Source organism: Metabacillus sp. 84 (assembly GCF_050107715.1).
In the GTDB taxonomy this organism is placed as follows: domain Bacteria; phylum Bacillota; class Bacilli; order Bacillales; family Bacillaceae; genus Metabacillus_B.
Genome location: NZ_JBNILN010000005.1, coordinates 215,124 through 241,582, shown reverse-complemented (window position 1 = coordinate 241,582; position 26,459 = coordinate 215,124). Strand labels below are relative to the sequence as shown.

At 41.8% G+C, this 26,459-nt stretch carries 27 protein-coding genes; 15 read left to right on the top strand and 12 right to left on the bottom strand.

Annotated elements, in window-relative coordinates:
* The first annotated feature begins 158 nt into the window (after window positions 1-158).
* From ACQCV8_RS11830 to ACQCV8_RS11820, 3 genes are all read left to right on the top strand, one after another.
* The gene (locus tag ACQCV8_RS11830) at window positions 159-404 is read left to right on the top strand and encodes a pre-toxin TG domain-containing protein (RefSeq protein ID WP_426844836.1); all 246 of its coding nucleotides are present in this window, start codon (window positions 159-161) and stop codon (window positions 402-404) included.
* A gap of 143 nt (window positions 405-547) precedes the next feature.
* Window positions 548-766, top strand: coding sequence for a hypothetical protein (locus ACQCV8_RS11825; protein ID WP_426844835.1), 219 nt, complete (start codon window positions 548-550; stop codon window positions 764-766).
* Between the two features lie 14 nt (window positions 767-780).
* Window positions 781-1,164 (top strand): hypothetical protein, encoded by a 384-nt coding sequence (locus tag ACQCV8_RS11820; RefSeq protein WP_426844834.1) that lies wholly within the window; start codon window positions 781-783, stop codon window positions 1,162-1,164.
* Between the two features lie 636 nt (window positions 1,165-1,800).
* Here the strand turns inward: ACQCV8_RS11820 and ACQCV8_RS11815 are convergent.
* Both ACQCV8_RS11815 and ACQCV8_RS11810 read right to left on the bottom strand, forming a co-directional pair.
* Window positions 1,801-2,223: an Ltp family lipoprotein gene (locus ACQCV8_RS11815; RefSeq protein ID WP_426844833.1), complete on the bottom strand. Its 423-nt coding sequence runs from the start codon at window positions 2,221-2,223 to the stop codon at window positions 1,801-1,803.
* 639 nt (window positions 2,224-2,862) lie between these two features.
* Window positions 2,863-3,552 carry a hypothetical protein gene (locus ACQCV8_RS11810; RefSeq protein ID WP_426844832.1) on the bottom strand — a complete coding sequence of 230 codons (690 nt, stop codon included), beginning with the start codon at window positions 3,550-3,552 and terminating at the stop codon, window positions 2,863-2,865.
* A gap of 240 nt (window positions 3,553-3,792) precedes the next feature.
* Between ACQCV8_RS11810 and ACQCV8_RS11805 the strand changes: the two genes are divergently transcribed.
* On the top strand, window positions 3,793-4,197 hold the full coding sequence (locus tag ACQCV8_RS11805; RefSeq protein ID WP_426844831.1) for a (deoxy)nucleoside triphosphate pyrophosphohydrolase: 405 nt from the start codon (window positions 3,793-3,795) through the stop codon (window positions 4,195-4,197).
* A 785-nt stretch (window positions 4,198-4,982) separates the two neighbouring features.
* On the opposite strand, the gene ACQCV8_RS11800 is transcribed toward ACQCV8_RS11805, so the two are convergent.
* Window positions 4,983-6,011, bottom strand: a complete 1,029-nt coding sequence (locus ACQCV8_RS11800; RefSeq protein WP_426844830.1) for a DNA cytosine methyltransferase — start codon at window positions 6,009-6,011, stop codon at window positions 4,983-4,985.
* 219 nt (window positions 6,012-6,230) lie between these two features.
* Between ACQCV8_RS11800 and ACQCV8_RS11795 the strand changes: the two genes are divergently transcribed.
* The 3 genes from ACQCV8_RS11795 to ACQCV8_RS11785 all read left to right on the top strand — a co-directional run bounded on the left by ACQCV8_RS11795 (window position 6,231) and on the right by ACQCV8_RS11785 (window position 8,234).
* On the top strand, window positions 6,231-6,494 hold the full coding sequence (locus ACQCV8_RS11795) for a helix-turn-helix domain-containing protein (RefSeq protein WP_426844829.1): 264 nt from the start codon (window positions 6,231-6,233) through the stop codon (window positions 6,492-6,494).
* Window positions 6,466-7,719: an NgoFVII family restriction endonuclease gene (locus ACQCV8_RS11790; RefSeq protein ID WP_426844828.1), complete on the top strand. Its 1,254-nt coding sequence runs from the start codon at window positions 6,466-6,468 to the stop codon at window positions 7,717-7,719. The genes ACQCV8_RS11795 and ACQCV8_RS11790 overlap by 29 nt, the downstream gene beginning before the upstream one ends.
* A 98-nt stretch (window positions 7,720-7,817) precedes the next feature.
* On the top strand, window positions 7,818-8,234 hold the full coding sequence (locus tag ACQCV8_RS11785) for a very short patch repair endonuclease (protein ID WP_426844827.1): 417 nt from the start codon (window positions 7,818-7,820) through the stop codon (window positions 8,232-8,234).
* A 642-nt stretch (window positions 8,235-8,876) separates the two neighbouring features.
* On the opposite strand, the gene ACQCV8_RS11780 is transcribed toward ACQCV8_RS11785, so the two are convergent.
* Window positions 8,877-9,314, bottom strand: coding sequence for a MarR family winged helix-turn-helix transcriptional regulator (locus ACQCV8_RS11780; protein WP_426844826.1), 438 nt, complete (start codon window positions 9,312-9,314; stop codon window positions 8,877-8,879).
* 96 nt (window positions 9,315-9,410) lie between these two features.
* Between ACQCV8_RS11780 and ACQCV8_RS11775 the strand changes: the two genes are divergently transcribed.
* From ACQCV8_RS11775 to ACQCV8_RS11765, 3 genes are all read left to right on the top strand, one after another.
* Complete coding sequence (locus ACQCV8_RS11775; protein WP_426844908.1) at window positions 9,411-10,382, top strand: aldo/keto reductase; 972 nt, start codon at window positions 9,411-9,413, stop codon at window positions 10,380-10,382.
* A 444-nt stretch (window positions 10,383-10,826) separates the two neighbouring features.
* On the top strand, window positions 10,827-11,177 hold the full coding sequence (locus ACQCV8_RS11770; protein ID WP_426844825.1) for a CopG family antitoxin: 351 nt from the start codon (window positions 10,827-10,829) through the stop codon (window positions 11,175-11,177).
* Window positions 11,178-11,282: 105 nt separating this feature from the next.
* Window positions 11,283-11,876, top strand: a complete 594-nt coding sequence (locus tag ACQCV8_RS11765; RefSeq protein ID WP_426844824.1) for a transposase — start codon at window positions 11,283-11,285, stop codon at window positions 11,874-11,876.
* Between the two features lie 133 nt (window positions 11,877-12,009).
* Here ACQCV8_RS11765 and ACQCV8_RS11760 read toward each other — a convergent pair whose 3' ends face one another.
* From ACQCV8_RS11760 to selD, 5 genes are all read right to left on the bottom strand, one after another.
* Window positions 12,010-12,291, bottom strand: a complete 282-nt coding sequence (locus tag ACQCV8_RS11760; protein WP_426844823.1) for a helix-turn-helix domain-containing protein — start codon at window positions 12,289-12,291, stop codon at window positions 12,010-12,012.
* Window positions 12,292-12,395: 104 nt separating this feature from the next.
* Window positions 12,396-12,653, bottom strand: a complete 258-nt coding sequence (locus tag ACQCV8_RS11755) for a type II toxin-antitoxin system RelE/ParE family toxin (RefSeq protein WP_426844822.1) — start codon at window positions 12,651-12,653, stop codon at window positions 12,396-12,398.
* Complete coding sequence (locus ACQCV8_RS11750; RefSeq protein ID WP_426844821.1) at window positions 12,643-12,783, bottom strand: hypothetical protein; 141 nt, start codon at window positions 12,781-12,783, stop codon at window positions 12,643-12,645. The genes ACQCV8_RS11755 and ACQCV8_RS11750 overlap by 11 nt, the downstream gene beginning before the upstream one ends.
* Window positions 12,784-12,965: 182 nt before the next feature.
* Window positions 12,966-14,006 (bottom strand): tRNA 2-selenouridine(34) synthase MnmH, encoded by a 1,041-nt coding sequence (gene mnmH / locus ACQCV8_RS11745; protein WP_426844820.1) that lies wholly within the window; start codon window positions 14,004-14,006, stop codon window positions 12,966-12,968.
* Window positions 14,007-14,027: 21 nt separating this feature from the next.
* On the bottom strand, window positions 14,028-15,080 hold the full coding sequence (selD, locus tag ACQCV8_RS11740; protein WP_426844819.1) for a selenide, water dikinase SelD: 1,053 nt from the start codon (window positions 15,078-15,080) through the stop codon (window positions 14,028-14,030).
* Between the two features lie 408 nt (window positions 15,081-15,488).
* On the opposite strand from selD, the gene ACQCV8_RS11735 reads away from it, so the two are divergent.
* The 3 genes from ACQCV8_RS11735 (at window position 15,489) to ACQCV8_RS11725 (ending at window position 19,318) form a co-directional block, all read left to right on the top strand.
* Window positions 15,489-16,472 (top strand): LacI family DNA-binding transcriptional regulator, encoded by a 984-nt coding sequence (locus ACQCV8_RS11735; protein WP_426844818.1) that lies wholly within the window; start codon window positions 15,489-15,491, stop codon window positions 16,470-16,472.
* A 128-nt stretch (window positions 16,473-16,600) separates the two neighbouring features.
* Window positions 16,601-17,836 (top strand): MFS transporter, encoded by a 1,236-nt coding sequence (locus ACQCV8_RS11730; RefSeq protein WP_426844817.1) that lies wholly within the window; start codon window positions 16,601-16,603, stop codon window positions 17,834-17,836.
* Window positions 17,837-17,857: 21 nt separating this feature from the next.
* Window positions 17,858-19,318, top strand: coding sequence for a glycoside hydrolase family 32 protein (locus tag ACQCV8_RS11725; RefSeq protein ID WP_426844907.1), 1,461 nt, complete (start codon window positions 17,858-17,860; stop codon window positions 19,316-19,318).
* Between the two features lie 202 nt (window positions 19,319-19,520).
* On the opposite strand, the gene ACQCV8_RS11720 is transcribed toward ACQCV8_RS11725, so the two are convergent.
* Window positions 19,521-19,706 (bottom strand): hypothetical protein, encoded by a 186-nt coding sequence (locus tag ACQCV8_RS11720; RefSeq protein ID WP_426844816.1) that lies wholly within the window; start codon window positions 19,704-19,706, stop codon window positions 19,521-19,523.
* Window positions 19,707-19,939: 233 nt separating this feature from the next.
* Here ACQCV8_RS11720 and ACQCV8_RS11715 point away from each other — a divergent pair, with 233 nt between their 5' ends.
* Window positions 19,940-20,926 (top strand): L,D-transpeptidase family protein, encoded by a 987-nt coding sequence (locus tag ACQCV8_RS11715; RefSeq protein ID WP_426844815.1) that lies wholly within the window; start codon window positions 19,940-19,942, stop codon window positions 20,924-20,926.
* 88 nt (window positions 20,927-21,014) lie between these two features.
* Here ACQCV8_RS11715 and bglA read toward each other — a convergent pair whose 3' ends face one another.
* Window positions 21,015-22,454 carry a 6-phospho-beta-glucosidase BglA gene (gene bglA, locus ACQCV8_RS11710; RefSeq protein WP_426844814.1) on the bottom strand — a complete coding sequence of 480 codons (1,440 nt, stop codon included), beginning with the start codon at window positions 22,452-22,454 and terminating at the stop codon, window positions 21,015-21,017.
* A 123-nt stretch (window positions 22,455-22,577) separates the two neighbouring features.
* Here bglA and ACQCV8_RS11705 point away from each other — a divergent pair, with 123 nt between their 5' ends.
* Complete coding sequence (locus tag ACQCV8_RS11705; RefSeq protein WP_426844813.1) at window positions 22,578-25,610, top strand: AAA domain-containing protein; 3,033 nt, start codon at window positions 22,578-22,580, stop codon at window positions 25,608-25,610.
* Window positions 25,611-25,685: 75 nt separating this feature from the next.
* Here ACQCV8_RS11705 and ACQCV8_RS11700 read toward each other — a convergent pair whose 3' ends face one another.
* On the bottom strand, window positions 25,686-26,372 hold the full coding sequence (locus ACQCV8_RS11700) for an SGNH/GDSL hydrolase family protein (RefSeq protein WP_426844812.1): 687 nt from the start codon (window positions 26,370-26,372) through the stop codon (window positions 25,686-25,688).
* Window positions 26,373-26,459: the final 87 nt, after the last annotated feature.

Below are 26,459 nucleotides of genomic sequence, written 5' to 3'. Positions count from 1 at the left end.
TACGTACAACACCTTTAAAACGTATCACCTAATTTGCATTTCGAGGAGAGCTTAGAGGGAAAATTTCTGACAAATATCAAATGATTCATTTAAGGTTCAATTACATTTCTACTGCTAAAAACTAAAGAGGAATTTTCAAATAGTCTTAATTATTTCCCTTGAACATCCGGTTCGAGGGTATTTTTAATATCGTAGTTAAACAAATCATCGTTGACTTCCTCCCCTTAAGCTCCAACATTAAAGGAGGCATTGAAGCAGCCACCGGCTTAAATCCCATCACACAAAAAGAAGTAGACAGCATCACCAGGGGAGTCGGCGCTCTCGGCCTATTCGGCGGCTTCGTTGTCAAAGGCGGCTCAAAGCTGATCCGAAAAGGAGATGACTTGTGGGGTGTCTTAAATTAGGAGACGAAGAAGGTTGAGGGTAGAAGAATTTTGCTTCTAGAGATTTACTAGAGTCTCATTTTGAAAAACTTGCAGTTAAAAACAATGAATTCCATGGAGCTTATAATGATTCAGATCAATATATGCAAGGTGCTCGGGATGTTATGAGCAGTGGCACAAAAGTAGGATATCAATATAAAGGTGAAACTCGAACAGGTTACGTGAAGTTTATGGGTAACACTCGTAAGGGGGAAGCAAAATTTGAGTTTGTAGGAACAAATGCCAATGGTAATGTTACAACGTATCATGTAAAACGCGTTGAGGATTTATGGAAAATGCTAAATAACAATAAACGGGATAAAACAATTAACCCTATGGAATAAGGAGGTAATCTTTCATGGAATATACTGCAAAATTAATTGAATTAAGTCCTTTAATTGAAGAAGAAGCTGTACTTGAAATTAATGGACAAAGATTAGTTGCTTTTATCAATCACTGTCCTTTTGAGATAATTCAAGGAGGACAGTACCAAGTTGAAATGGAATTGGCTATACTTGATGATTTCGTAATTTCTAAGAATGGTTCAGATGAAAAAGGTATTGAACAGATAGGAGATAGTTTTTCGTATTCTATTAGAGGTACCTTGAATATTGATAATGGTACTATAGACGCAGGCATATTATTTGAGGTAGATAGCGAATTGCTTTTCGACTATGGATATCTTCATAATCAAAATGTACAAATTCTGGTGGATAGATTAAGCGTTGATTTTATTGAGTGATATGTTGAACCTTGATTGGCTTAGTGCCTTTCAAGGTTTTTTACATTAAATTATATTAAATCATTTGATATTTGGTTATTAGACCAATATCAACGGCTTGAAATTGTCCTCAAACGATTGACTCAATGCCTTTCAAGTTTTTTTTTGGCAACCCAGTAACAAATAGTGCATTTTTTATACAGAGAATATGAGTAACCCCTGTAAGCCCTATATGGTGTTATAACAAATCCCTTATTACGTACAACACCTTTAAAACGTATGCCCTATTTACTTTTAATTTGGTTAAGCAAATAACCATCATATCATCAGTTACCATCATTTCTATTCTCCAAAGCCATTCCTTCGCTTTCTCACAGCCTTTTAAATTTTTTCGCAGCTTTTACGTACATATAACGATTACTATTCCAAAAGGACTACTCCACCTGGATTAATTCCTGAATGTCGATGTCTAACACTTTGCATCCCGTTTCTAATGTTGAGAGGTAAACTCTGTTCACATCTTTCCCCACCTGGATCGCCCTCTGAATATTTAGCGTCCCCAATCTCGAGAGTCCATAGAGTTGTGCAGCTCATTTCCTAAGCAAACAAAAAGAGAACGCTTTTCAGCGTCCTCTATAGTAGCTTGGTTTCTTAACCTTAAAGACCTACTTGGTCAGCCCCGTACGTAGCTTCTTCTGAGGTAAATCCTTCAAATTCTAGTTGTTCAATCAAACTACTCCTTGAGAATGAAGAATAGTCGAGATAATCTTTTGCTTCTTTACCAGCCTGTTCCTTCCAATCTACTTCAATGCTATCGACAGCAAAAGCTGCCTCGTCAGCAGGGAATCCTTCAAACGTTAATTGTTCAACAAGTCCACTTTTAGAAAATGCAGAAAAGTCAAGGTAATCATTTGCCTTTTGTATTGCATTTTGTTGGGAAACAGATATTTCAGGTTCTTCCGAAACTGGTTCTCCCTTTTTAACTTCTTCAACAGGCTCTTCTACTGCTTTCTCAACTACCTCACCGTCACCGTTCATATCCTCACCAGTAAGTGCTTCAGCTTGATCAGATAGTTCCACAACTTCCTCAGCTTTTTCATTAGCTTCCTCTAGTTTTTCCAGTGGTTCAGTATCAGGTTCTGCAACAGGTTCTTCAGTAGGTTGATTAGCAATAACGATAATGAAAATAACAGCAATTAACCATACCCACCATTTTTTGTAGAATGGTTTTTTTACTTTTTCTTTAGGTATTTATACTTCCCCCGCATATAGTATATATTTACTGCAACGAAGATGATTGTAACACATATGTAAATATACTGAAATATTTTTGTAAGATAAAAACAATAAATTCTCCTACAGCTTATCGTTTACTATCAATCCAAGAAAGGATATGAGGATGGTTACTGTCCTCTCAGGTCTTTAGGATCTTTAACACTTTTTGGGAGTAGGCTTTCTAGGATCGAAATCTCGTAGATTGTACGAAGACTATTCTTGGTTTTGAAAAGCGAATAAACACCATTCACAACATCCTTTTTAAAATAACGAAGGAAATCGCTGGCGAATGCCCTTTTACCAGCAAGATGTGGAGGGCGCAGAAGATCATTAAAAGAAAAAAGCAAGCTTCCTATAAGGAAACTTGCTTTTTGGAGCTAGGAGCGGCCGCTTGATGTTCCGTCCCTCTTGTATTGGTCAGATGTTATGTACCTGTGTGCTTATTCATCCCTGCGAGATCTTTATCTTTTTAATAAGCTTAACAATTGCCTCATCATTTCCCGTACCAATCGACACGGTTTTTGTGTTGCTGATTAGATCCTGATAAAATTGTTCACCGGCAGGGTACTGCCCATCCCAGCGCAATGGAACATTATAGACATTGACCGTTCCGTCTCCATTCCCGCTGTAAGTGACGGATCCGTCTACTAATCGGGAGCCTGCTAACTGAATCACATCCTCTGGATAGCCAGCACTGGTTTCATCATCAGGATTAAGCGGTGTTCCAGCTGGAATCAGGCGAACATTTAATTCGTCAATCTCCTGATTCGGCCCAAGCTGCAGCCAGACTCTTGCATATTCAACTTCTTCAGAAGAATAATCAGCCAAAAGATCTTCTTCACTTTCAGCTGCATTGGCTGCCTCCTCAGGCTCCGTTTCATCCTCTTTATCGACTGTACTGCTTACTTCTTCCGTTTTTGTTTCTCCTGAAGTTTCCTCGGCGGGCATTGATCCTTCTTCTTCTTTTACGGTGTCTGTTTCAGAAGCACTATTTTCATTTTCAGATTGAGGAGCCGTTTCATTCTCTGGAGATTTTGGTTTTGCTGCTTCCTTCTGATCACTTTGACAAGCTGTGAGCAGGAGAAGGAGTAAAAATAGAGCGGAATAAGAATACTTTTTTGTGCGTTTCTTCAATTGAATGGTTCCTTTCTAGAAGAAGTATTTTATATTCAAATTTGGATAAATCTTCATAATTAATTCTACGCTATTATATTAGGATTGTAAAAAAAGAAATATAAAATACTTGTCATTATTTTTAAATTCAGAAAAACAAATTACCAGCAATACGGACAGGTTACCTTGCGGGTGCGTTTCAACTCTCTCTTTAGTAAGTTATAATGGGGACAGAAAAAATGACGGTTTTAGGAGGCTGCTATGAAAAAGAATATTCATGTAGTAGGCGCAGTAATCATTGAAGACGGCAAGATCCTCTGTGCCCAGCGGGGAGACGGGAAGGCGCTTCCTCTAAAATGGGAATTCCCAGGTGGGAAAATTGAAGAGGGGGAAACGCCTCAAGAAGCGCTACGCCGGGAGATTGAAGAAGAGATGCTTTGCAAGGTGGAAATCGGAGAAAAAATTGAAACAACGGTTTATGAATATGATTTCGGGATTGTCCACCTCACTACATATTACTGCCAGGTGAAGGAAGGCAAACCGGTTTTAACCGAGCATGCGGCAATGAAGTGGCTAGTGCCTAGTGAGCTGTACACACTAGATTGGGCTCCGGCGGATATTCCAGCTATTGAAAAAATCTCAAAAGAATTTATTTTAAATTATTAAAAAGCTACTTACTAAATGTGAGTAGCTTTTTATTTTATATTACCGTGTGAAAGGATAATGGGTTTTAAATTATTAATTATTTATTAAATAAAAAAGAAGATTAAAGAAGAACTTGAAACATTAAAAGCATTCACCTTGGATGCTAGACCTGAACGAATTGCTATAGTAGGAAGAAGAGGTGCAGGTGCAGGTAAATCCAGTTTAATGCTATTTTTAGTGAAATAAGAGCAGGAATTGGAAATGTAAAGGCTAGGACAGGTATTGGCAGATGGCATAATTATAAATCTGAATCAGTTAATCTCGGAATACTGGATACGAGAGGATTAGGAGAGGCAGATAAACCAGAAAAGAAAATTTCGAAGGTTTCTCCCATTGAAGAAGTAAGGGCGTTAAAAAAGAAAAATGTCTTGTCCAGATGCAATTTTATTTCTAAGTAAAGCTAAGGAAGTTAGTACAAGAATAGATTAAGACATAGTAGCAAGGTAGTTAGTTAAGATTATACCTGTGGCAGAAAATTTGATTCCGGGAGCAATAGCATCTGCAGGTACTTATGCCTTATGTGAAGCGGCTATTGTCCATTTTATAAAAGGGAATTAAATGGAAAGTTAAAGAGACATATTACAATATGTATGAAGACAAAAAAAGAGAGCGATAATTGAAAGTAGTTCTAGATTAGAATTTCAATAAATGAAAAAAAGCTGAAAATACAAAAAGGGGTTCCGGTCAGAAAAATCATCTGGTCGGACCCCTTTATTTATTATATCTGGTTAGTATTGCCATACGCATTAAGCGTTGTGTTGGAAAAAAACTTCGGTATGATCCTGCGGGATTTCTTGGTCTTCAAATACTTGAAGTATATTTTGAGCGATTCTTCTGATTACAGGAACAGTAACAGAATTTCCTGATTGCTTGTATCTATGGCTGTTAGCCATGCTTTCAGGAAAACTAAAGTCTTGTGGAAACCCTTGTAACCTTATGCATTCTTCTGGGGTTAATTTTCTTATTCGATCGTTATAATCTGTTATTAAAGGGACATTATGTCCCCCAGTCCCCATATTTGCGGTTAGTGTAGGACATACGTTACTTCTATTTTCTCTTACATATACGCGTCTTAGCTGATATGTTGTTTCATATCTGCTTTCACTTTCAAGAATTCCTTCTTTAAGCATATCGTAATACTGTGATGTTTGATTGTAATAAAGTTTATCATCAACAGGGTTTACTCGATCAACTACGTCGTTTAAAAGATTTGTTAAAGGAATGCGCTCTGGGAATCTGAATCTTTCCGTTTGTGCGGGATCTAGAAATCCTACAATATAAATTCGTTCCCGATTCTGTGGTACATTCCCGTATTCCATCGAATTAAGAATGTCTGATTTTATTGTGTAACCTAAATCGTTAAGTGCTTCTCCAATAACCCTGTACGTGTTTCCTTGATCATGTGTATAAAGGTTCTTAACGTTTTCCAGCATAATTGCTTGTGGCAACCTTCCGTAAACCTCCAATTGGGCTTCCAAGACTTCAATGATTTGAAAGAACACGTTTCCTCTATCATCTTCAAATCCCTTTCTATAACCTGCAACTGAAAAAGCCTGGCAAGGGAACCCGCCGATTAAGATATCCAATGCAGGGATAGTTCTCTTATCAATTTGGGATATGTCTCCTTCTTGCAAATAAGAGTCCCCAAAATAATTTTTATAAGTAATACAGGCGTTACTATCTATTTCATTAGCCCAGACAATCTCGGCACCTGCCTGCATAAAACCTAAGCAAGTTCCTCCGATCCCCGCAAACATACTTCCTACTCTAGCCATGTGTTTCAACTCCCCTACAAACATTTGTTTGTACTTGTCTAATATATGTATTTTAGCACAAACACAGCAAAAAATGAACAATTTTATCTTAATCAACTATGTAGCTAAATTACTCTAGGCTAAAAATCTGAAAATATAGATTTTTACCTTATGGGTAAGTTATGACTATTCTCGGATATTCGGTGATAGGATAAGGGCACAAATCGATGGAGGTGTTAAATGAAGTACTCACTTGGCTTTAGATTACAGCTCGCTCGGAGGGAGCGGGGTTTTTCGCAAAAATATATGTGTCAGATCCTTAAAATCTCCGCCCCTACTTGGTCTCAGTATGAAAGTGACAATAAAGAGCCCAATTTAACTAAATTTCGACAAATTGTCAAAACGTTAAATGTTTCAGCAGATTGGTTACTAGGTCTGACAGATCATGATGCAAATTTAAAAGGGGGAAAAAAAAGTGCTGTTCCTAAAACAACCAAACACTAATCAAATTCTGTATAAACAAATGTTGAAATCGACAGGATCGCTGTCTAATTTATTTTCAGAAAGCGCCGCCCCTTTTTTAGTTTCAAGAAACACAGAAAATGTTTTCTGCGAAGCCTTAGGTGCTGAAAACTTAGGCCGTTCAGATTGTTCAGCAGACGCAGCCCTTGATAATGTTGGTGTAGGAATTAAAACTTTTCTGCACGGAAATGGGAAGACTCTGCAGAAAGTAGCTGAATTTAATAAGGACTCTGAATTATATCGCACCTATTCCCCTAAGGAACTTGTTGTAAAAATAGCAGAACTTCGAAACGAAAGGATAGAATTTACCAAAAGAACATACGGGCTTAACTCAATAATTTACCATTGTGTTACGAGAAAGCCTGGCAAGATCCTTCTTTTTGAAATGCCAATGGATCTCATTCAAATCAATTCTATATCGAATATTAAAGCCAGTCATAATGGTAATACTATCACATTTGAAGACGGACTTAACCAATACAGCTTCAATGTAACTAAAAGCACACTTTATAAACGATTTTTCACCCCGGAATCATCAGTACTAGCCGTGATAGATGTGAAAATTTACGACCAACCATACAAATTGTTAATGAAACTGGAAGAACTAATTGAACAATTACAGGAGAGTTCAGAGTATTCAAACGCATCCGTAGATCTTATCATTAATGACCCGCCTGAAAATCCTTCAACAATATCTGCTCCAATTTTCTTGGACGACATTCAAAAAATAAAAGAAGATTTCACTACAGAAGATTATGTCATTCTTCCTTTATTTTCTGACCGAGGTGCCCAGAGGCATGTACCTGAAAAGAGCGGTCTTAACCAATGGAATGCGGCTGGCAGACCAAGAAATCCAAATGAAGTTTATATCTCTATTCCAAGTTGGATTCATAAGGATTTCAAAGGGTTCTTCCCCCCTCGCGACCTGGATTTTCAGCTTCGACTACCAGACAAATCAAGAATGTCGGCTAAGGTGTGCCAGGAAAACAGCAAGGCGCTTATGTCAAACCCTAACAGCCGTCTTGGGGAGTGGCTGTTAAGGCAGGTGATGGATTTAGAAGAAAAAGAACTTCTCACTTACGATCGATTAATGACCTTAGGGATTGATTCTGTAATAGTCTTTAAACACAGTGAAAGAGAATTTTCCATTGATTTCCGTGAACTTGGAACATATGATCTGTTTGAAAATGAAAATAAAACAAAGTAGAAAAAGAAAAAGGGAATTTTTAATCCCTTTTTCTTTTTAGCATGAATTATTCTATCTAATTGAGGGGAGATAATAAAATAAAAGACAGGAGTGATAATATGGTCGACTCTGTATCAAAAGAGATACGTCGTAAAAATATGCAGGCTATACAGTCACAATCACAATTAGAAAACTTAGTTTCCCGTAAATTATGGAATAGAGGGTTACGGTTTCGAAAGAATGTAAAAACTCTCCTCGGTAAACCCGATATTGTTATTCAAAAATATAAGATTGTTATCTTTATTGATTCATGTTTTTGGCATGCCTGTCCCGTTCATGGAAGTAGACCAAAAAGCAATCAAGAATACTGGGATAAAAAACTTTTGGGGAATGCTAAACGTGATTCTGAAATAAATATGTACTATCGAGAGAAAGGCTGGAATCTAAAGAGAATTTGGGAACATGAAATAAAGGATGATATAGAAAAAACAGTTAATGAAACATTGGAGTTTATTATAAGTATAAAAAACGCTTAAGTTTTATCTGTCATTGAAGGTGAGTTAAGGAAGAAACCTTATTCTACACCTTCATCACTTGACGCACAGTCTGAGATCAGAACCTTTTTTGCATATAAAACCAGATTTAATAGAAAAATGTACCAAATAATAGTTGTAAGTGATATTCTTAAAATGCCATGTGATAATTTCCAATTATTCTAATTAGTTTTATATCATAAAACTTAATGTAGGAGAGGATTATAATTAAGAAGTTAGAATTTATAAAAGTTCCACAAACAAATGGTAGTATAATTGTTAATATAGTATTTAATATCGACGGCAAATTTTACGAAGCGTTTGGACGATACAATAATAAGAGGGCGTATCAAAGATCAATTTGTAAACAGGAACTAATAGATAATATTTTAAGCAACTTACAATTAGAAGATATTGATTTAAATTAAACTTAAACAAACTATTAGTTAAGAATCATGTTGCAGTTTCAAGGGTTAACACTCTTAAGCGGACATATTCAATGTAAATGCCTTTAGAGAATTTACACAGAAGAATTTAATAATGAGTGAATGAGGAGAGTATTTCCCCTAATTCACCTGTAAGTTTAATGGAACACAAAGCTCGAATAGCGTTATATAGAATTTGCTGTTAAGACTAGGCGCTAATCTAGTTTTTAACCTTCTCCCCAATCCTCCCAATCGACGCCACATCCTCCTCCGTCAGTAAACTCAAAAAGTGTTCTTTAATCGCCGCTGATACAACGGGTCTGGCTTCATCCAATGCCGTTTTTCCGGCAGCAGTAAGGATGACTTGTACCCCGCGGTCTGTGGCTGCTGGTTTTCTGCGGACGAGTCCGCGTTTTTCCATGCGGGTGAGGTGGTGGGATAGCCTGCTTTTGTCCCAGTCCATGGAGTCGGCGAGCTCTTGCTGGCGAAGCTCCCCGCTGCCGAATTGATCGAGCCGGTCGAGGATGCCGAAGTCTCCTTCAGAGAGCCCGGTTTTGTCGGTGAGGTCTTTAACGACGCGGCCGAAGATGGTCTTGTAGGACCCTTTCCACGTGTGCCATATATTCATTTCTTCTTGACTGATCAGATTCTTTTTCATGAGTATAGTTTATCACGGTTGACGTATCAACCTCAAGAGGCTATAATGTGTTTAGGTTGACATATCAACCTGATGAGGATGGGGGATGATGACGTGATGAACTATGTAAAGCTTGGCCGGTCGGGATTGGATGTTTCGCAGCTGTGTCTTGGATGTATGGGCTTTGGGGAGCCTGAACGGGGGAATGCACCGTGGTCGCTGAAGGAAGAGGAGAGCCGGCCGATCATTCAGAAAGCACTGGATCTGGGGATCAATTTTTTCAGTACGGCGAATATGTATTCAGATGGAACGAGTGAGGAGATTCTTGGAAAGGCAATGAAGGATTTCGCCCGGCGCGATGAAGTGGTGGTGGCTACGAAGGTTTTCGTCCCGATGCGGAAGGGACCGAACGGAATGGGGCTCTCCCGCAAAGCGATCATGACTGAGATTGACAATAGCCTGCGGAGGCTCGGGATGGATTATGTGGATCTGTACCAAATTCACCGATGGGATCCGCATACACCGATCGAAGAAACGATGGAGGCCCTGCATGATTTAGTGAAAGCGGGCAAGGTGAGGTACATAGGCGCATCCTCCATGCTTGCCTGGCAATTCCTGAAAGCCCAGCATGCTGCAGACCGGAACGGCTGGACAAAGTTCATTTCGATGGAAAACAGGCTGAACCTGCTTTACAGAGAAGAAGAGAGGGAGATGCTGCCGCTTTGCAAAGAAGAAGGCATCGGAGTCACACCCTATCTCCCATTAGCAGCCGGCCGCCTGACAAGAGACTGGGATGAGCAGACGGCAAGGTCAGAAAGAGATCAGATTGCAAAGGGACTATTTGCTAAATCCGAGGAAGCAGACCGGAAAGTAGCAGAGAGAGTAGCGGAAGTGGCAGCTGCACGAGAAATCCCGCGTGCTCAAGTTGCACTGGCCTGGCTGCTGCAGAAGGAGGAAGTCACAGCTCCGATTATTGGAGCGACAAAGTTGGGTCATCTTGAGGATGCAGTGGAGGCCCTGTCAGTAAGATTGACGGATGAAGAGATTAGGAGTTTGGAAGAGTTGTATGTGCCGCATGGGCTGGTGTGATTAAAGCTTTTAATTCAAAAGAAGAATGGAACGCTGGTGCAGCGTTCTTTTTATTTGTTCTGAATGGTAGTTTTTGTAGCGGGAACATGAGGCAGTTCAGTCCAGAATTGTATTATGCAACGCTACAGAATATAATGTATATACAGATGTGGATACGGAAATAGTAGGAGGAGTGAGGTCTGTGTTCGATTGGGACAGAGGAAATATCTAGCATATATTTCAGCATGACATTTCACCACAGGAAGCAGAAGAAGCTTTTTACGATCTGGACCGGAGCATACATCATGCACATAGTGGAAATAGAAAAATTATTGGCATGACAGAAGTTGGGCGGTTACTGGCCATCATTTATACAAAGCGTGAGAAAAAGATTAGACCTAATACAGGATGGGATGCAACGAAAACAGAACGAAAATCATACAATAGGAAAAGGAGGCAATAAAGATGGGTGAGGCTCGAAGAAAGAAGAAAAGAATGGATGAGCTAGGCAGAATTTTTATAGATGATTTGAATGAAATTCCTCAAGATATGAGTGAAGAAGAAACAAAGCAATTTTGGGAGAAGCATGCTATGAGCGAAGACTTGCTGAATGCCACACACATTGAGGATGAGGAAGATTTGCCTTTACCCCGAAAGCAGTCCACTAAGCCCATCAACCTTAGAATAGATAGCGACCTGCTGTCCCGGCTTCAGAAGGTGGCTGAAAAGAAGAATGTACCCTATCAGACGTTATTGAAGCAGTTTGTGGCAGAAAGGGTCTATGAGGAAGAGAAAAGAGAGAAAATTTTGTACTGAAGCACAAAAAACCACCCTCCCGGGGCTGTTGACAATCTAATAGGAATTCCTAAGATCGGTGTCGAATGATTATTCAACACCGATTTTTTATTTGGGGGTATTTTTATGATGGGACGTAAAGAAGATTCACAAGGGAAATTAGAATTTATTGATATAGAAGCGCTTGTTCCTGCTAATTATTTATTGAGAAAAATCCAAGAAAAGATTGATTTCTCCTTTATTTATACAAAGATGGAAAAGTACTACTCCCCAGTTGGCCGCAAATCCATTGATCCTGTTTTGTTGTATAAAATGCTGTTGATTGGCTATCTTTTCAATATTGATTCCGAACGCAAGTTGGAATTAGATGTGAAATTAAATGTTGGCTATCGCTGGTTCTTAGGGCTGGATCTGACAGATCCTGTTCCCGACCACTCTGTATTTAGTCAGAATCGCCGCAGACGATTCAAGGATGGGAAGGTGTTTCAGGAAATCTTCGACCATGTGGTTCAGCTCTGTATTAGGGAGGGGCTGGTAACAGGAGAAATAGTGGTGACTGACTCGACCCATATAAAAGCCAGTGCGGCAAAAGAGAAAGTTCAAAAAGTTGAAGTAACTAAAACTCCTTCACAATACTTGAATACTCTTGAAGAAGAAGCGAAAAAGATCGAAGAGGAATTAGAGGAAAAAAGAAAAGAAACCGGGAAGCAGAAGTCATGATAACAGATGAAAGATTGATAGTCTTGAGATGTTGGACTTGCGTAATATGCTTATTAAGGGCATTAGAGCTCGCTCTAGCCAAAAAAATCACCTTCCCGGAGAGGAAGGTGATTAGATCCCTTTGTTTAAGAAGTCAGGATGAAACGACCTCCTTTGAAGTTGCGTTTTCATCTATAAGCGTGAGTTTAAGACCTAATGCTTTTGCAACTTTTTCGAGGGTATCCAGGCGGGGAATAGCCCCTTCTCTTTCTAGACGTGCAATAGCCGCTTGCTTTAGTCCGGTTCTTTCTGCCAGTTCTCTTTGAGTTAAGCCTAACGTCTTCCGACGAATGATTAGCTGGGCGACAAGTTCAATCTGCTCGATCTCAGATTGATCTAACGATGTAATTTGCTTTTTGTAGTCAGCCCAATCCATATGCTTCACCTCTTTTCCCGATTTTAATTAGCTTTTGTTTTTAATCACTGCGGCAATCCTTTTATGAATGAGGGGAGCGTTCTACTCCCCTTAACATTCATAGATTATGATGTACCCTGCATTCTTCTTTTTACATTGATCAGCCAATCAGCCATCTCTTTTTCTGCTTGGTCAATTTCTCTTTGGGGAGTTTTTTGTGTTTGTTTTCTAAAGGTGTGAAGTAAAACGATTTTATTTCCTTCCCATCCGAAGAAAAAAACTCTATGATCTTTTGGACGCAGTTCCCAAATTCCGTTGCCTATATTTTTAGTATATGGCAACCCAGAACGTGATCCTGACTTCTGCAGAATTTCAATGTACAAAACAATCTTGCTTAATAACTGTTTTGCTTGCTTGCTTGCTGTTCCCGGCTTTGGCATCTAATTGGTCTAAGAAATCTTTAACAGGGGAACGACCACGATCATCTTCATAAAAGATTACCTCGTAGTTCATATTATTCCCTCGCTTCAAAAAAATGATAACAAATATGTTATTATTTACGACTCGATTATAACTAAAACGTTATATTTTAGTCAATAGATATGATAAATATGAGAAAGCAATGTGACCTTCAATTTTGTGTTAAGTAAAAAAAGCACCTCACTGTCCCCAGTAAAGTGCTTCAATATCAACAATCATTTCCTAACCGGCACCGGCAAAACCTTCACAAGCTCCCCAAGTGCTTCCTCCGCATTTTTCACAGAAATCGTGATTCTGCTCTCCTCCGGATACCGCTTGGCGGTATGCTCGTAGCGCGGGTCATAGTAGTATTCCAGCAGCAGCTCAACCGCTTCTATGTAGTTTCCGGATTGAAGGGAGGTTTCAATCTGTGCGGCGGCCGGGGTGTGGATCCGGGTTTTGATCCGGTTGAAGGCTTTCATGCATTCGTCGTGGTGCTCCCATGGTTTGTAGTCTTCGACAAGGAACCGGGCGCGCTCGGCCCTTGGGATGTCGAGGAACAGCTGGGTGCCCTGTTCTTTCTTTTTGGCGATGAACTCAGCCAGTACAGCCTTCCCGATCCGCTTGCTTTCCGCTTCCAGGACAACGAAAGGGGAGGTTTGGAGCGGAAGGGTGTCCTTCATCAAAAGAGAGTCGAAGGTCTTCTGGTTATGGGGCTCAAGCCCGATCTGGCCGAAGATGGAACCCCGGTGGTTCGCCATTCCTTCGAGGTCCAGGACCGGATAGCCCTGCTCCTTCAGTCTGTGCAGCAGCCATGTTTTGCCTGAGCCGGTATAGCCGTTCAGTACATAGGCGTCCGGCTGGAAGTCGATGGTTTCGATTTTGTCGACAACCCAGCGGCGGTAGGCTCTGACGCCTCCGTCGAGCCGGAACGTTTTAAGGCCCATTAGGTCGAGCACTGTCGCAGACGTCCGGCTCCGCATCCCGCCTCTCCAGCAGAAGACGACCTTATGTCCGGGGATTGCGCTGAACGTCTTGATGAATTCCGGAAGCTTTGCCGACACTATTTCGAGACCGCGGTCTTTAGCTGCCTGTACGCCGACATGTTTATAGATGGTGCCGATCTCGGCACGTTCTTCATCATTAAAAAGGGGAATGTTCAAGGCCCCCGGAATGGTTGCTTCTCTGTATTCAGACGGGGATCGGACATCCACCGCCGTGATTTTCTTTTCGTTTTGCATCTCTAATAACTGATCAACATGTAAGTCCTGAAACACCGTAATTCCGCCCTTCTCCCGTTAAAGCTTCTCCGAAACCGTGATGTGCCCCGGATGATCGGCTGTAACGTCTCCGACTATGGCCGCTTCCACGCCTGCATCGAGCAGATCCTTCAGTAAAGCATCTGCTTCGCTGCCTGCCACGGAAATGAGCAGCCCGCCGGACGTCACTGCGTCACACAAAATGTATTGATCAATCTGATCCATGCTCTCCGGGAAGGTTACGTCTCCCTGCAGATGAGCGAAGTTGTTTTTCGTTCCGCCCGGAATGACGCCTTGCTCGGCTAGCTCCCGCACTCTCGGGAGAACAGGGACCGCCTCTTTTGCAATCCGGATGCCCGCTTTGCTCCCTTTTGCCATTTCAGATGTGTGGCCGAGCAGCCCGAAGCCTGTTACATCGGTGCACGCGTGCACGTCATATTGTGCCATCGTTTCGGCTGCTGTTTTATTCAGCGTCGCCATCACTTCTGTGACACGGGCAATTTCTTCTTCATTCAACAAATCTCTCTTTAGGGAAGAAGTCAGGATGCCGACACCGATCGGCTTCGTTAAAATCAATTTGTCACCTGGTTTTGCACCAGCATTGGCACGTACTTTATCAGGATGGACCGTTCCGGTTACTGCCAAACCGAATTTTGGTTCTTTATCCTCGATGGAATGTCCGCCGACAAGCGTTGCACCGGCTTCTTTCAGCTTATCGCCTGCACCGCGGAGGATGTCAGCGAGAATCTGCTTGTCCAGATCTGCGATCGGGAAAGCAACGATATTCAGGGCCGTAAGCGGTGTGCCTCCCATCGCATAAATGTCGCTGATCGCGTTCGCAGCTGCCACCTGGCCGAAGGAATACGGATCGTCAACGATCGGGGTGAAGAAATCAAGCGTCTGAACAATCGCAAGCTCGTCCGTCAGACGGTACACACCGGCATCGTCACTCGTGTCGAGGCCGACAAGCAAATCAGGGTTCGGTACGGCAGGGGGAAGAGTGCGGATAACCTCCTGCAGATCAGCTGGTCCGATTTTGCAGCCGCAGCCGCCTTTCGTTGATAGGGATGTTAATTTTATATTTTGAGTCATTATGACGCCAACCTTTCTATTATCACTGTCCTCATTATAAAATACCTTCCTGAAAAAAGCATGGGAGAGGTGTGTGGCGCATCCTGTAGTCAAAACTGGTTCTTTCAAATTTTTTAGTATGTGGGGGAGCATATAACTGTTTCTTGAAAAATGAAGCAATCCAAACCTTGTTAAGTTCTCCTAATCACCTTAGAAACTGAAGGTAAAAATGATATAATAGTTCTAAAGATTATGGAAGAATATGATGGCGCATCTTGCTAGCCATTGATGTTCCCGGAAAGGCCGATTGCTTTTGTACGGGGGAAAGCGACTGTTTATGCAGATGGATTTCCAGCCTTTAAAGTAAAATTGGCAACGCTTTCTGATTAATATACACATAGCCTTACAGGTTCGCAGGAGGATTAAGGGATGAAACCTAAAATTGAAGATGTGGCAAAATTGGCGGGTGTTTCACCCACTACAGTATCCAGGGTGATGAATAATCGGGGCTATATAAGCAGCGAAACGAAAGATAAAGTTCAAAAGGCAATGAATGAATTGAATTATTTTCCAAATGATGTGGCCCGTTCGCTTTTCAATAAAAGATCGAACATAATAGGTCTGATCTTGCCTACGACTGCAAATCCTTTTTTTGGTGAGCTTACCTATCATATTGAAAGCATCAGTGCCTCCTTGGGCTACAAAGTGCTGCTGTGCAATAGTCTGAATCAGATGGATAAAGAGGAAAAATATTTGGAAATGCTGCTGAGAAATCAAGTGGATGGGATTATCGTCGGGACACATAATCGGGGAATCCTTGATTACCATAAACAGGGCCTGGCCGTTGTGGCCATTGACCGGTACCTTTCAGAGACCATTCCGGTTGTGAGCTCTGATAACTACGAAGGCGGAAAGAAGGCAACAGATCTGCTGATTGCAAATGGGTGTAAGTGCATTGTTTTAATAGATGGGGCCGGAGAATTAGAAACACCTGCCAGATTGCGAAGAAGAGCGTATATTGATTTAATGGAGAAGCACGGGAGAGCCCCGATCATTTATGAAATTCCTGAAGTGTTTAATCAGGAAAGCCAACAGGCAGTGGTCAGGAAAATGTTTAGTAAATGCCCTGAAGTGGACGGTGTATTTGCGACAAATGATTTGTTTGCTGCTGCCGTTATAAATGAAGCCCGGAATTACAGCAAAGATATCCCTGGTGATGTGAAGGTGATCGGCTATGATGGTACGGAGACTGTGCGGATTTTAATGCCGGGATTATCTACAATCAAGCAGCCTATTCCTCAAATAGGAAAAACGGCTATGGACATTCTTATGAAAGAAATTGAAGGAGAATTTGCTGATATTCCCCTTGAAACAAAGCTTCCGGTAGAGCTGTTAAGGGGAAACACGGTCTGAAGCATCGCATGAAGCGGTGTTTTTTTATATTAATCTATGTCAACCGGTTGACATATGAAAGCGCTTGACATAAGATGATGTTGAAAGTGCTTTCATATTTTACTAAATAGTTAAAAGGGGAAATGAATATGAAGGGTTCAAAGGGTCTTTACGTTAAGCTAAGTGCATATTTTTTCTTTTTCTTTTTCACTTGGTCATCGAGTTATTCTCTGTTTTCCATTTGGCTTGGACAGGAGATCAATCTCAACGGGGCTGAAACCGGTATTGTCTTTTCTGTAAACGCTATCTTTGCTCTGTGCATGCAGCCGTTATATGGATATATTTCGGATAAAATCGGGCTGAAGAAAAACATTCTATTCGTAATCAGCATGATGCTTGTATTCGTGGGCCCTTTCTATATTTATGTATATGGCCCTCTCCTGCAATACAATGTCTTACTTGGGGCGGCTGTCGGGGGAATTTATCTGGGCGCAGCCTTTCTTGCAGGGATAGGGGCAATCGAGTCCTATATCGAAAAGATCAGCCGGAAATATCAATTTGAATATGGAAGATCAAGGATGTGGGGTTCATTAGGCTGGGCAGCCGCTACTTTTTTTGCGGGACAATTGTACAACATTGACCCTGCTATCAACTTTTGGATCGCTTCTGCATCGGCCGTTATACTAGTAGCAATCATCGTTTCAATTAAGGTGGAAATGACAAATTCGGAGGTTGAAAGAGCGGAGTCTGTTACGCTGAAGGATGTGGGACAGCTGTTTCTCTTAAAAGACTTCTGGCTCCTGATGCTTTACGTAATCGGAGTTACTTGCGTATATTCCGTTTATGACCAGCAGTTTCCGATCTATTATTCATCCTTATTCCCAACAGAGGCGATGGGGAATCAGGTATTTGGCTATTTGAATTCATTCCAAGTATTCCTGGAAGCGGGAATGATGTTTCTGGCTCCAGCGATTGTAAACAGACTTGGGGCTAAAAGAAGCTTAATCCTTGCGGGCTTCCTGATGGCCTTTAGGATCATCGGATCTGGTCTTGTGTTCGAGCCGATCGGAATTTCATCCATGAAGCTCATTCACGCATTAGAATTGCCGATTATGCTGATTGCCATCTTCAAGTACCTGGCAGCAAACTTTGATACAAGACTTTCATCCATTCTTTACTTGGTTGGCTTCCAATTTGCCTCACAGGTGGGAGCTTCCATTCTATCGCCGTTAGCGGGATCATTATACGATCAGATCGGCTTCCGCCAATCGTACCTGATCATGGGAGTATTCGTTCTCTTCTTCACTGTTCTATCCATGTTTACTCTTGTAAACTCTAAAGAGAAACTAACCAATCATACAAGAAAATTACAAAAGGTAATATAGGAGGGTTTATCCATGTTAACAATGAATGAACTTCAGCAAGCGGAGGAAGCGCTCCAGAAAGCAAAATCAAAAGTAAACGGGCGTTTTAGACTGGGCTACCACATTATGGCTCCAGCCAATTGGATCAATGATCCGAATGGATTGATTCAATACAATGGAGAGTACCATGTTTTTTATCAGCATCACCCGTATGATGAAAATTGGGGACCCATGCACTGGGGCCACGTGAAAAGCAAGGATCTGGTTCACTGGGACCACTTGCCAATTGCTCTTGCTCCAACCGAAGAATATGAAAAAGGCGGATGTTTTTCTGGAAGTGCAGTGGATGATGACGGCGTACTCACCTTGATTTATACCGGAAACTTGTTTATTGACCGTGAAAAAGACATTTTGGACCAATCTCAATGCATTGCCACCTCAACAGACGGAATTCATTTTACAAAAGAACCGTTAAATCCGGTTATCTCTGAAATTCCGGCTGAAGGCTCCGGACATTTCCGTGATCCGAAAGTGTGGAAGCATGAGGAATATTGGTATATGGTTTTAGGGACGAGAAAAGAGGAAACCGGGAAAGTTGTTTTGTATAAATCAAAGGATTTAAGAGAATGGGAATACATCGGTGTTTTGGCTGAAAGCGATGGAACACTCGGATACATGTGGGAATGCCCGGATTTTTTTGAACTCGGCGGCAAGCACGTCTTGCTGTTCTCTCCTCAAGGAATGGATGCCCAAGGGGACTCCTGCAAAAATTTATTCCAGACCGGTTACCTCACCGGAGCTTACAATTACGAAACAAATGAATTCGAGCATGGGTCCTTCAATGAGCTGGACCATGGTCATGATTTCTACGCGGTTCAAACGTTCCTTGATGATAAGGGCCGCCGGATTGCGATTGGATGGATGGACATGTGGGAATCAGACATGCCAACCAAGGAGGATGGATGGGCCGGTGCGCTGACACTTCCCCGTGAACTGACTGCAGGAAAAAACGGCAAAATCCAAATGAGTCCTGTTCAGGAACTCGAGCTGCTTCGGGAAGCTGAGCATCATGTGTGTGTGGATCAAACCGTCTCCGGACAATTTTTTATTGAAACGAAAGAGGACCTCATTGAAGTAAGAGCCGATTTTGACCTTTCTAAAACGGATGCTAAGACTGCAGGGATCCACATCCGTGGAGTAAACGAAGAGGTAACAACCATCAAATATCAAATCCATGAACAGAAGCTTGTGCTGGATTGCTCCAAATCCGGGAAAGGGGAGGATGGGATCAGAAGTACAGTTCTTCAAGCCGATGGCCGCCTATCCCTGCGGTTCTTTATCGACCGATCGTCAATTGAAATTTTTGCGAATGAAGGGCAGGCAGTGATGACTAGCCGTATTTATCCTAAAGAAGAAAGACTGGGCATTGAATTGTTTGCCGAAGATGGAAATGCTCAGGTAAGCGGCTTAACGTACTGGACATTAAAAGATATTTGGGAATAAGACTTCTTCTATAGAGAAGTTGGAGAAATCAACATTGCAGAAGAGACAAAAATAAAACCATAAACACAATTAAGGTATTGGATTAAAAATCCAATACCTTTTTGAATGCTGATGATATGGCTGGAATTTACTTTTTCTGCTTAACTGCTTTTTAGAGTGAAGTGTCTCTAACTAAGGCCAATTCCTATAGCCCTATGCTAAGTCACGACCTCTGAATCACAGAAGTTGAGTAGCTCCGGATCAGCTTTTGCAGATTTTTGTGGCTTTCCCGTAATTTAATGGTTTCTTCCATTATTTTTTGAAAACCTTCTAAATCCTTGTCTGTCGCGTTTAGGACAGATTTTGGAATTCCCTCGGCAATTTGCTGCAATGTTAAATCAGGACTCATTCTTCATCAGCCGCCTTTCGTTTTTACTACTCTTAATTTTTTATAAGCAGAGGCTAATTTCCTGCTGAAAAGAATAAATACTTATCTTCAAATCTCTTCACAATGCCCTATAATCCTCTATTTCATGTCGCTTTTTAATTGAATTGTGTAAGTTGGCTGTTTGGTGATATTGCCCAAACTTTCCCTGCATATAGTTAAATGGTCCATAATTCGGAAATAGGGGGCGGAGGCTTTTGGCAAAGAAGTGTCTCGTTTTTTTCAGCAGTTTGCTCATTCTTTTCTTTCTTGCCGGTGAACCGGCCAATGCTGCAGCCGGCAAAATTATCATTATTAACAAGGCAGTCAACCAGCTGGGCTATTTTGAAAATGGCAGTCTGAGAAAAGTGTTTAAGGTCGGTACAGGGAGGAGCCAGTCTCTTACACCTGAAGGGAAATTTAAAGTGGTAAATAAAATTGTCAACAGACCTTATTATTCCAAGGGGATTCCAGGCGGGGATCCGAGAAATCCACTCGGGAACAGGTGGCTTGGCCTGAATGCGCGGGGAACTTGGGGGACGACGTATGCCATTCATGGCAACAGCAACCCTGCATCCATTGGCGGGTATGTATCCAGCGGCTGCGTCAGAATGTATGATCATGAGGTGGAGTGGCTGTATAACCAGGTTCCGATTAACACACCTGTTGTTATTACCACTTCTGGAAAATCGTTTAGTTCGCTCGGGAAAATGTATGGGGCATTAAGCGGCGGAGAGTCGCCGGGCTCAGCCTATCCGCTTTTGAAAAAGGGAAGCCGGGGAGCGGCCGTCTCGGACCTGCAGCGTAAATTAACCGGTATTGGCTACCGAACGAATGGCATTGACGGAATATTCGGTTCAAATACAGAAAGAGCGGTCTTGAGCTTTCAAAAAGCCCGGGGGTTAACCGTGGATGGAATTGCCGGACCGCAAGTATGGGGAGCGCTGAAAAGCTCACCACCTGCTCAGACGAAGCCCTCTAATGACTCAGCTTTGAAAAAGAGCGGGAATTTAAAAAGAGGAAGCCGGGGGGCGGCTGTCTCTGAATTGCAGCAGCGCCTTACGGCAAAGGGATTCTCGACAAAGGGCGTAGATGGGATTTTCGGGCCTGCCACAGAAGCAGCCGTGAAAAAATTCCAAAGTGCAAGGGGACTTGCTGTAGATGGAATAGCGGGTCCGGCAACAAAAGGGGCACTGCTAAAATAATAAGAATTCAATTGCCGAAGGATTTTAACGGTCAGTATCAGCCTTTCTGCTAAAAAAGCAGGAACCATCTCCGGTTCCTGCTTTCCATTTACTTTTTGATTCCGTTGTCTTCCATTACTTTTTTGTACCAGTAAAACGAATCCTTCTTAAGCCGCTTCATCGTTCCATTGCCCTCATTATCCCGGTCTACATAAATCATTCCGTATCGTTTTTTCATTTCGCCAGTTGTAAAGGAGACGATGTCAATGATGCCCCATGGTGTGTAGCCCATCAGGTCTACGCCGTCGTATGTTATCGCTTTTTCTAGAGCTTCAATGTGGGATTTCAAGTATTCAATTCTTGTGTCATCATGGATGGTGCCGTCTTCTTCTACCGTATCGACGGCGCCGAATCCATTTTCTACGATAAACAACGGAATTTGGTAGCGGTCATAGAACCGGTTTAACGTGTACCGCAATCCGGTTGGATCAATGGCCCAGCCCCAGTCGCTTGATTTGATGTACGGGTTTTCGACACCGTTTGGCAAGCCGCCGTTTACGATATCCCCCGCATTGTCCTGAACGACATCACTTTTGACGGTGGTGGACATGTAATAGCTGAAGCCTAAATAATCAACGGTTCCGTTTTTCAGGATGTCGTCATCGCCTTCTTTAATCGGAATTTGGTAGCCCTCGCGTTCAAATTCTTTCAAGGCATAGCTTGGATAATACCCGCGGACATGTACATCCGGGAAGAAATAACGCTGTCTCATCGTTTCTTCAGCGAGCATGATGTCTTCCGGATTTGAGGAATACGGGTAGATCGGGACATGAGAAACCATCGCACCAATTTGGAAGTCGGGGTTGATTTCTTTTCCTTTTGCTACAGCAAGGGCGCTCGCCAGCAGCTCGTGATGGCCGGCAATGTACATGATCTCTTTCGCGTTTTCACCCGGCTCTACTTGAACGCCTGAATTGGTCCAGAGGAACAGCGGATTGTTAACGTCCATCTTATTGTTAATTTCGTTAAAGGTCATCCAGTACTTCACTTTGTTTTTGTACCGTTTAAAGCAGACCTCTGCGAATTTTGCGAAGAAATCGACCATTTTCCGGTTTCGGAAGCCGCCGTATTCTCTTGCCAAATGAAGCGGCATTTCAAAGTGGGAGAGTGTAATTACCGGTTCGATACCGTATTTAAGAAGTTCATCGAATACATCATCATAAAACTGCAAGCCTTCTTCATTCGGTTCCGGTTCGTCTCCCTTAGGAAAAATCCGGCTCCAGGCAATCGATGTGCGCAGGCATTTTAAGCCCATTTCACTAAACAGGGCGATGTCTTCTTTATAATGATGATAAAAGTCAATGGCTTCATGATTCGGATAAAACTCATTTTCTTCAATTGTGTCGGTGATTTTCCTTGGGACGCCATGGGCACCCGCCGTCATCACATCCACCACGCTCGGTCCTTTGCCGCCTTCATTCCATCCGCCTTCAAACTGGTGAGCAGCTAATGCTCCGCCCCATAGGAAATTTTTCGGTATGTTTGTCATAATGATTCCTCCCTTTCTTGAAACTGGAATGAAAGTTCATAACGAATCTATTATACAGCTATGTTAAAATTTAGAAAGAAAGATCTGGTAAAGATGGAATAAGAAACTGTTGGAGGAGAATGAATGGACACCTCACGTATTTTGCAATCCTGGCATCTGATTGAGTCATTAAATCCTGGTGAACTGCCTAAATTGGATGAACATTTATCTGAGCATTTATTTATTGATAAGAAAAAAGTATCTAAAACTGTTCCTTTGGATCTTGAGCGGCTTAATTGGAATCATACAGAAGAAATAGGAATTAAAAAAAATCACCAATGGGATTTTAAGGTCTATTTTAATATTTTTCCAAAATATAAGATGATTGAATCCTTTCGCACCTATTTTAACAGTAATGAGGAAGTAATCAATAAAGAACCTAATAAGTTTTATAGCTGTTCAATTAAGGTGGGACAGAATGGCGAATTTGAGAAGGAATCTGCTTTTATCCCGCTATTGGTTCATGTCCTTTCTAACATGGAAAAAGGCAAAGCGATCGATTACAAGCATTTAAGTGAAATTTATCGCAGTGTTATTGCTGATGTAAATGAAGAGGCACAGCGGCTATTTTTAAATGGAGTTACTAAAGAAAGCCTGGATCAATTCATAGAAATGCTTGAGAAAGATTTTATGTTCCTTTCAGATGAAAGAAAGATTTATGTTGAACTGTCCATTTTCAAGGAAGGTCAAAAGCCCAATAACTTGAATTCTACGAGTATGTACTTAGAAGATTTAGAGAACCTGCTTAAAGAAGATCGCTTGAATGAAGCTCTTACAGCCTTTTTAACGGGTACAACTGAACGGCAGGATATTGATGAAAATAGGGCATATTTAGAGGAAGTTCTCCAGCCAAAAAATCTTCCTCCCGCTAGATGGCCTTCTCCGGTCGAGCATCGGTTGTATTTAATGCAGCAGTCAGCGGTTAATCAGATTTTGAACGGCAGTCAGCCCATCCATTCCGTAAATGGACCTCCAGGCACGGGGAAAACGACTCTATTAAAGGATGTTATCGCAAATATTATCGTCAAACGAACAAAAGAGATGGTTAAATACAGAGATCCCTCAGAGGCTTTTATTAAAGACCGCAAAATTCAACTGAATAATTATCCGCTGCAAACCTATAAAGTAAGCAATACATTAAAAAATTACTCCATTGTAGTCGCATCAAGCAACAATGGAGCAGTAGAAAATATTTCGAAAGAACTTCCAGAGAAGAAGAATATGATAAGATTCATTAAATCTGAGGATAAGATTAAAACACTCAATGACTTTGAACAAACCTACAGGCAAGAAGCAGAGATGCTGAACCTGTTTCCTGAGACTTCCGAGCTTTTAATAGACAGTAATGATGTGTGGGGCTTATTCTCTGCTGCTTTAGGCAGAAGCAGCAACATTGATAAATATGCGAGTGCTCTATTCGATCCGACAGGGAAAAATGGAAAAACATTTATCTCTCAATTAGATTCCTATCGCAAAACACTGAAGGAAAATTCCTGGAATGAAGCAGTTAAAGAGTTTAAGGATCTGTTAGCTGACATTGAGCAAGAAAAGGCAGAACTGCAGGAATTCAGCCAGCTCTTTTATAAGGCCAACAGGGATAATAATGATCGAGATAAACTGGAAGAGGAGCTGACCACATCAAAAAATGCTCTTCTTGAAATGGACCTGCAAATTGAAAAGCTGTCCAAAGAACAAAATGTATTATATAAGAAGCTTGATCTGATTCCTAAGGAAGGATTGTTTCAGCGCCTGCTTGGAAAAGAGACAACCCAAAAAACATCAATTAGGGCTGGCCTGTTGAATGTATTGGAAGAGATGGAAGCGAAAGAAAAGCAAAAGTGTAGTTTGGAAAGTACAGTGTCAAGCCTGGAGAAAAAGGTTGAATCACTTAGCAGGAAACAGATAGTGTATCAACAGGCATTTTCCAATTACAAGAACCAAGGTGTGGTACTGTCTGACGATTCCTACTGGGATCCCGGTGCCTATGCGTTTCGTCAAAACACAACACCTTGGCTGACAAATGATTTGTTGCTCAAGAGAGGCCTGCTTTTTATTAAAGCGCTCAAGGTCCATAAAATCTTTCTGGCATTAAATTATAATCAAGTCCGTTCAATGGTGAGGGTCCTGTTTAACCGCAAAGAATTAGACCTTAATACAAAAGATGATCTGGATTTGATGGATGAGATGTGGCAAACCTTGCATTTTATTACCCCGGTAATAAGTACGACCTTTGCGAGCGCAGGAAACATGTATAGAGGGATCGGCTCAGATCGAATTGGCTACTTGTTCATAGATGAAGCTGGACAAGCAAGTCCTCAGCAGGCTGCGGGGGTAATTTGGAGATCCAGGCAGGTGATAGCAGTTGGAGACCCTATTCAAATCGAGCCTGTTGTCACAACGGATAAAACCATCTTAGCTGATATTCGAAAGATTTATCAGGTGGATGAGAAATACGCAGGGTATTCCTCATCGGTTCAAGTGCTGGCAGACCAGGCCAATCCATATGGAACGTTTAAAGACGGGAACTGGATCGGCACACCATTATGGGTTCATAGAAGGTGCCTGAATCCTATGTTTACGATAGCGAATAAAATTGCCTATCAAGAAAAAATGGTGCTGGCAGCAGAAACAGAAGATAACGGGCAAGGATACTGGCTCGATTGCAAAGGGAACGCTGTTGACAAACAATACGTCCGAGAGCAAGGTGTTTTGGTTGCTGAAAGGGTTTTTGAACACTGGGAAAAGGGCAAGAGTCCAGAAGTGTATATTATCACTCCTTTCACAGCAGTAAAGAATAATTTGAAAAGAGTTATAAAAGAACGCCTGCTAAAGGATTATGAGGAGAAGGAAATAAAAGAGTGGCTGAAGCGTTCAGTTGGAACGGTTCATACTTTTCAGGGAAAAGAAGCGGATGTAGTCTACTTCGTCTGTGGAACGGATGAAAATTCTGAAGGTGCTGCTGACTGGTCATGCTCAAAGCCGAACTTGCTTAATGTCGCTGTAACGAGAGCGAAGGAAAAGTTTTTTGTCGTTGGAGATATGAAGCGTTTCCGCGACAAACCTTACTACGATACGATTCAGTCAGAACTAAAGGAAGCTGCACTAAGTAATGCATAATTTTTTCACCAGCAAATAGACCTCTATGCCTGAGGTCTATTTTTATATGAATTATTGAGGTCATCTCAAAAATGTTTACTGTGGATTGCCATTAAAAAACTTCGCAATCTCCCTCCCAACGACTTTATACCCCGCTGATGTTAAGTGGATGCCGTCCTCGCTGATAAGTTCAGAAAGAGGCCCCGCTTGATATAATGCTGTCCTGACATCTATAACCGCAGCCTTCCTTTCTTGGGCAAGCTCGATTAAGCGGAGGTTATACATGCCATGCCAATATTCCATGCCGCCCTTTAAACTGATCAGGTGGCCGATTGAGCTTCCGTATTGATTGTATAAATAATAATAGTAGCGAACGGGATCCAGCGGAGGAAGGGTTAGGATGATTGGAGTGATTCCGGCTTCCTGCAGTCTGCTTATCATCATGTTTACATTGCTAAGGTACCGGCTGAGCGGTACGATGGGCAGATGTTCGGCCTCCGGATTCTTTGTCACCTCCTTCCAATCAAAATTGCAATCGTTCCCTCCAATCCCGATGATGGCGTAATCGGGCTCTTCTTCAAGCACATCTTTTTCCAGCCGTTTCAATAGAGAGTCGGAGTCATCGTTGAACACCCCTTTATTGATGACGGTCCGTGGTGGTTTTCCAGAAGAGAGAAGGGTTTCCTCCAGATAGTGGGGGTAATTCCTGCGTATGATTCTTAGCCTTCCCTTCACAAAAGAGACGCCCCTTGTCAAACTATCACCGAAACAAATGATTTTCATGTTCTAACTTCCCCATGTTGTGTATTTTATGACTACATGTCTCTTTACTGTATTCATAGAAGGGAAAGAAGGTATAGGTAGATTCGA

Bases quoted from the DNA above. Each gene is read 5' to 3' on its own strand.
- ACQCV8_RS11770 (WP_426844825.1), top strand. From the start codon at position 10,827: ATGGGTGAGGCTCGAAGAAAGAAGAAAAGAATGGATGAGCTAGGCAGA.
- ACQCV8_RS11785 (WP_426844827.1), top strand. From the start codon at position 7,818: ATGGTCGACTCTGTATCAAAAGAGATACGTCGTAAAAATATGCAGGCT.
- ACQCV8_RS11795 (WP_426844829.1), top strand. From the start codon at position 6,231: ATGAAGTACTCACTTGGCTTTAGATTACAGCTCGCTCGGAGGGAGCGG.
- ACQCV8_RS11705 (WP_426844813.1), top strand. From the start codon at position 22,578: ATGGACACCTCACGTATTTTGCAATCCTGGCATCTGATTGAGTCATTA.
- ACQCV8_RS11805 (WP_426844831.1), top strand. From the start codon at position 3,793: ATGAAAAAGAATATTCATGTAGTAGGCGCAGTAATCATTGAAGACGGC.
- selD (WP_426844819.1), bottom strand. From the start codon at position 15,080: ATGACTCAAAATATAAAATTAACATCCCTATCAACGAAAGGCGGCTGC.
- ACQCV8_RS11720 (WP_426844816.1), bottom strand. From the start codon at position 19,706: ATGAGTCCTGATTTAACATTGCAGCAAATTGCCGAGGGAATTCCAAAA.
- ACQCV8_RS11700 (WP_426844812.1), bottom strand. From the start codon at position 26,372: ATGAAAATCATTTGTTTCGGTGATAGTTTGACAAGGGGCGTCTCTTTT.
- ACQCV8_RS11730 (WP_426844817.1), top strand. From the start codon at position 16,601: ATGAAGGGTTCAAAGGGTCTTTACGTTAAGCTAAGTGCATATTTTTTC.
- ACQCV8_RS11820 (WP_426844834.1), top strand. From the start codon at position 781: ATGGAATATACTGCAAAATTAATTGAATTAAGTCCTTTAATTGAAGAA.
- ACQCV8_RS11725 (WP_426844907.1), top strand. From the start codon at position 17,858: ATGAATGAACTTCAGCAAGCGGAGGAAGCGCTCCAGAAAGCAAAATCA.
- ACQCV8_RS11750 (WP_426844821.1), bottom strand. From the start codon at position 12,783: ATGAACTACGAGGTAATCTTTTATGAAGATGATCGTGGTCGTTCCCCT.
- ACQCV8_RS11760 (WP_426844823.1), bottom strand. From the start codon at position 12,291: ATGGATTGGGCTGACTACAAAAAGCAAATTACATCGTTAGATCAATCT.
- ACQCV8_RS11780 (WP_426844826.1), bottom strand. From the start codon at position 9,314: ATGAAAAAGAATCTGATCAGTCAAGAAGAAATGAATATATGGCACACG.
- ACQCV8_RS11765 (WP_426844824.1), top strand. From the start codon at position 11,283: ATGATGGGACGTAAAGAAGATTCACAAGGGAAATTAGAATTTATTGAT.
- ACQCV8_RS11775 (WP_426844908.1), top strand. From the start codon at position 9,411: ATGAACTATGTAAAGCTTGGCCGGTCGGGATTGGATGTTTCGCAGCTG.
- ACQCV8_RS11735 (WP_426844818.1), top strand. From the start codon at position 15,489: ATGAAACCTAAAATTGAAGATGTGGCAAAATTGGCGGGTGTTTCACCC.
- ACQCV8_RS11800 (WP_426844830.1), bottom strand. From the start codon at position 6,011: ATGGCTAGAGTAGGAAGTATGTTTGCGGGGATCGGAGGAACTTGCTTA.
- ACQCV8_RS11825 (WP_426844835.1), top strand. From the start codon at position 548: ATGAGCAGTGGCACAAAAGTAGGATATCAATATAAAGGTGAAACTCGA.
- bglA (WP_426844814.1), bottom strand. From the start codon at position 22,454: ATGACAAACATACCGAAAAATTTCCTATGGGGCGGAGCATTAGCTGCT.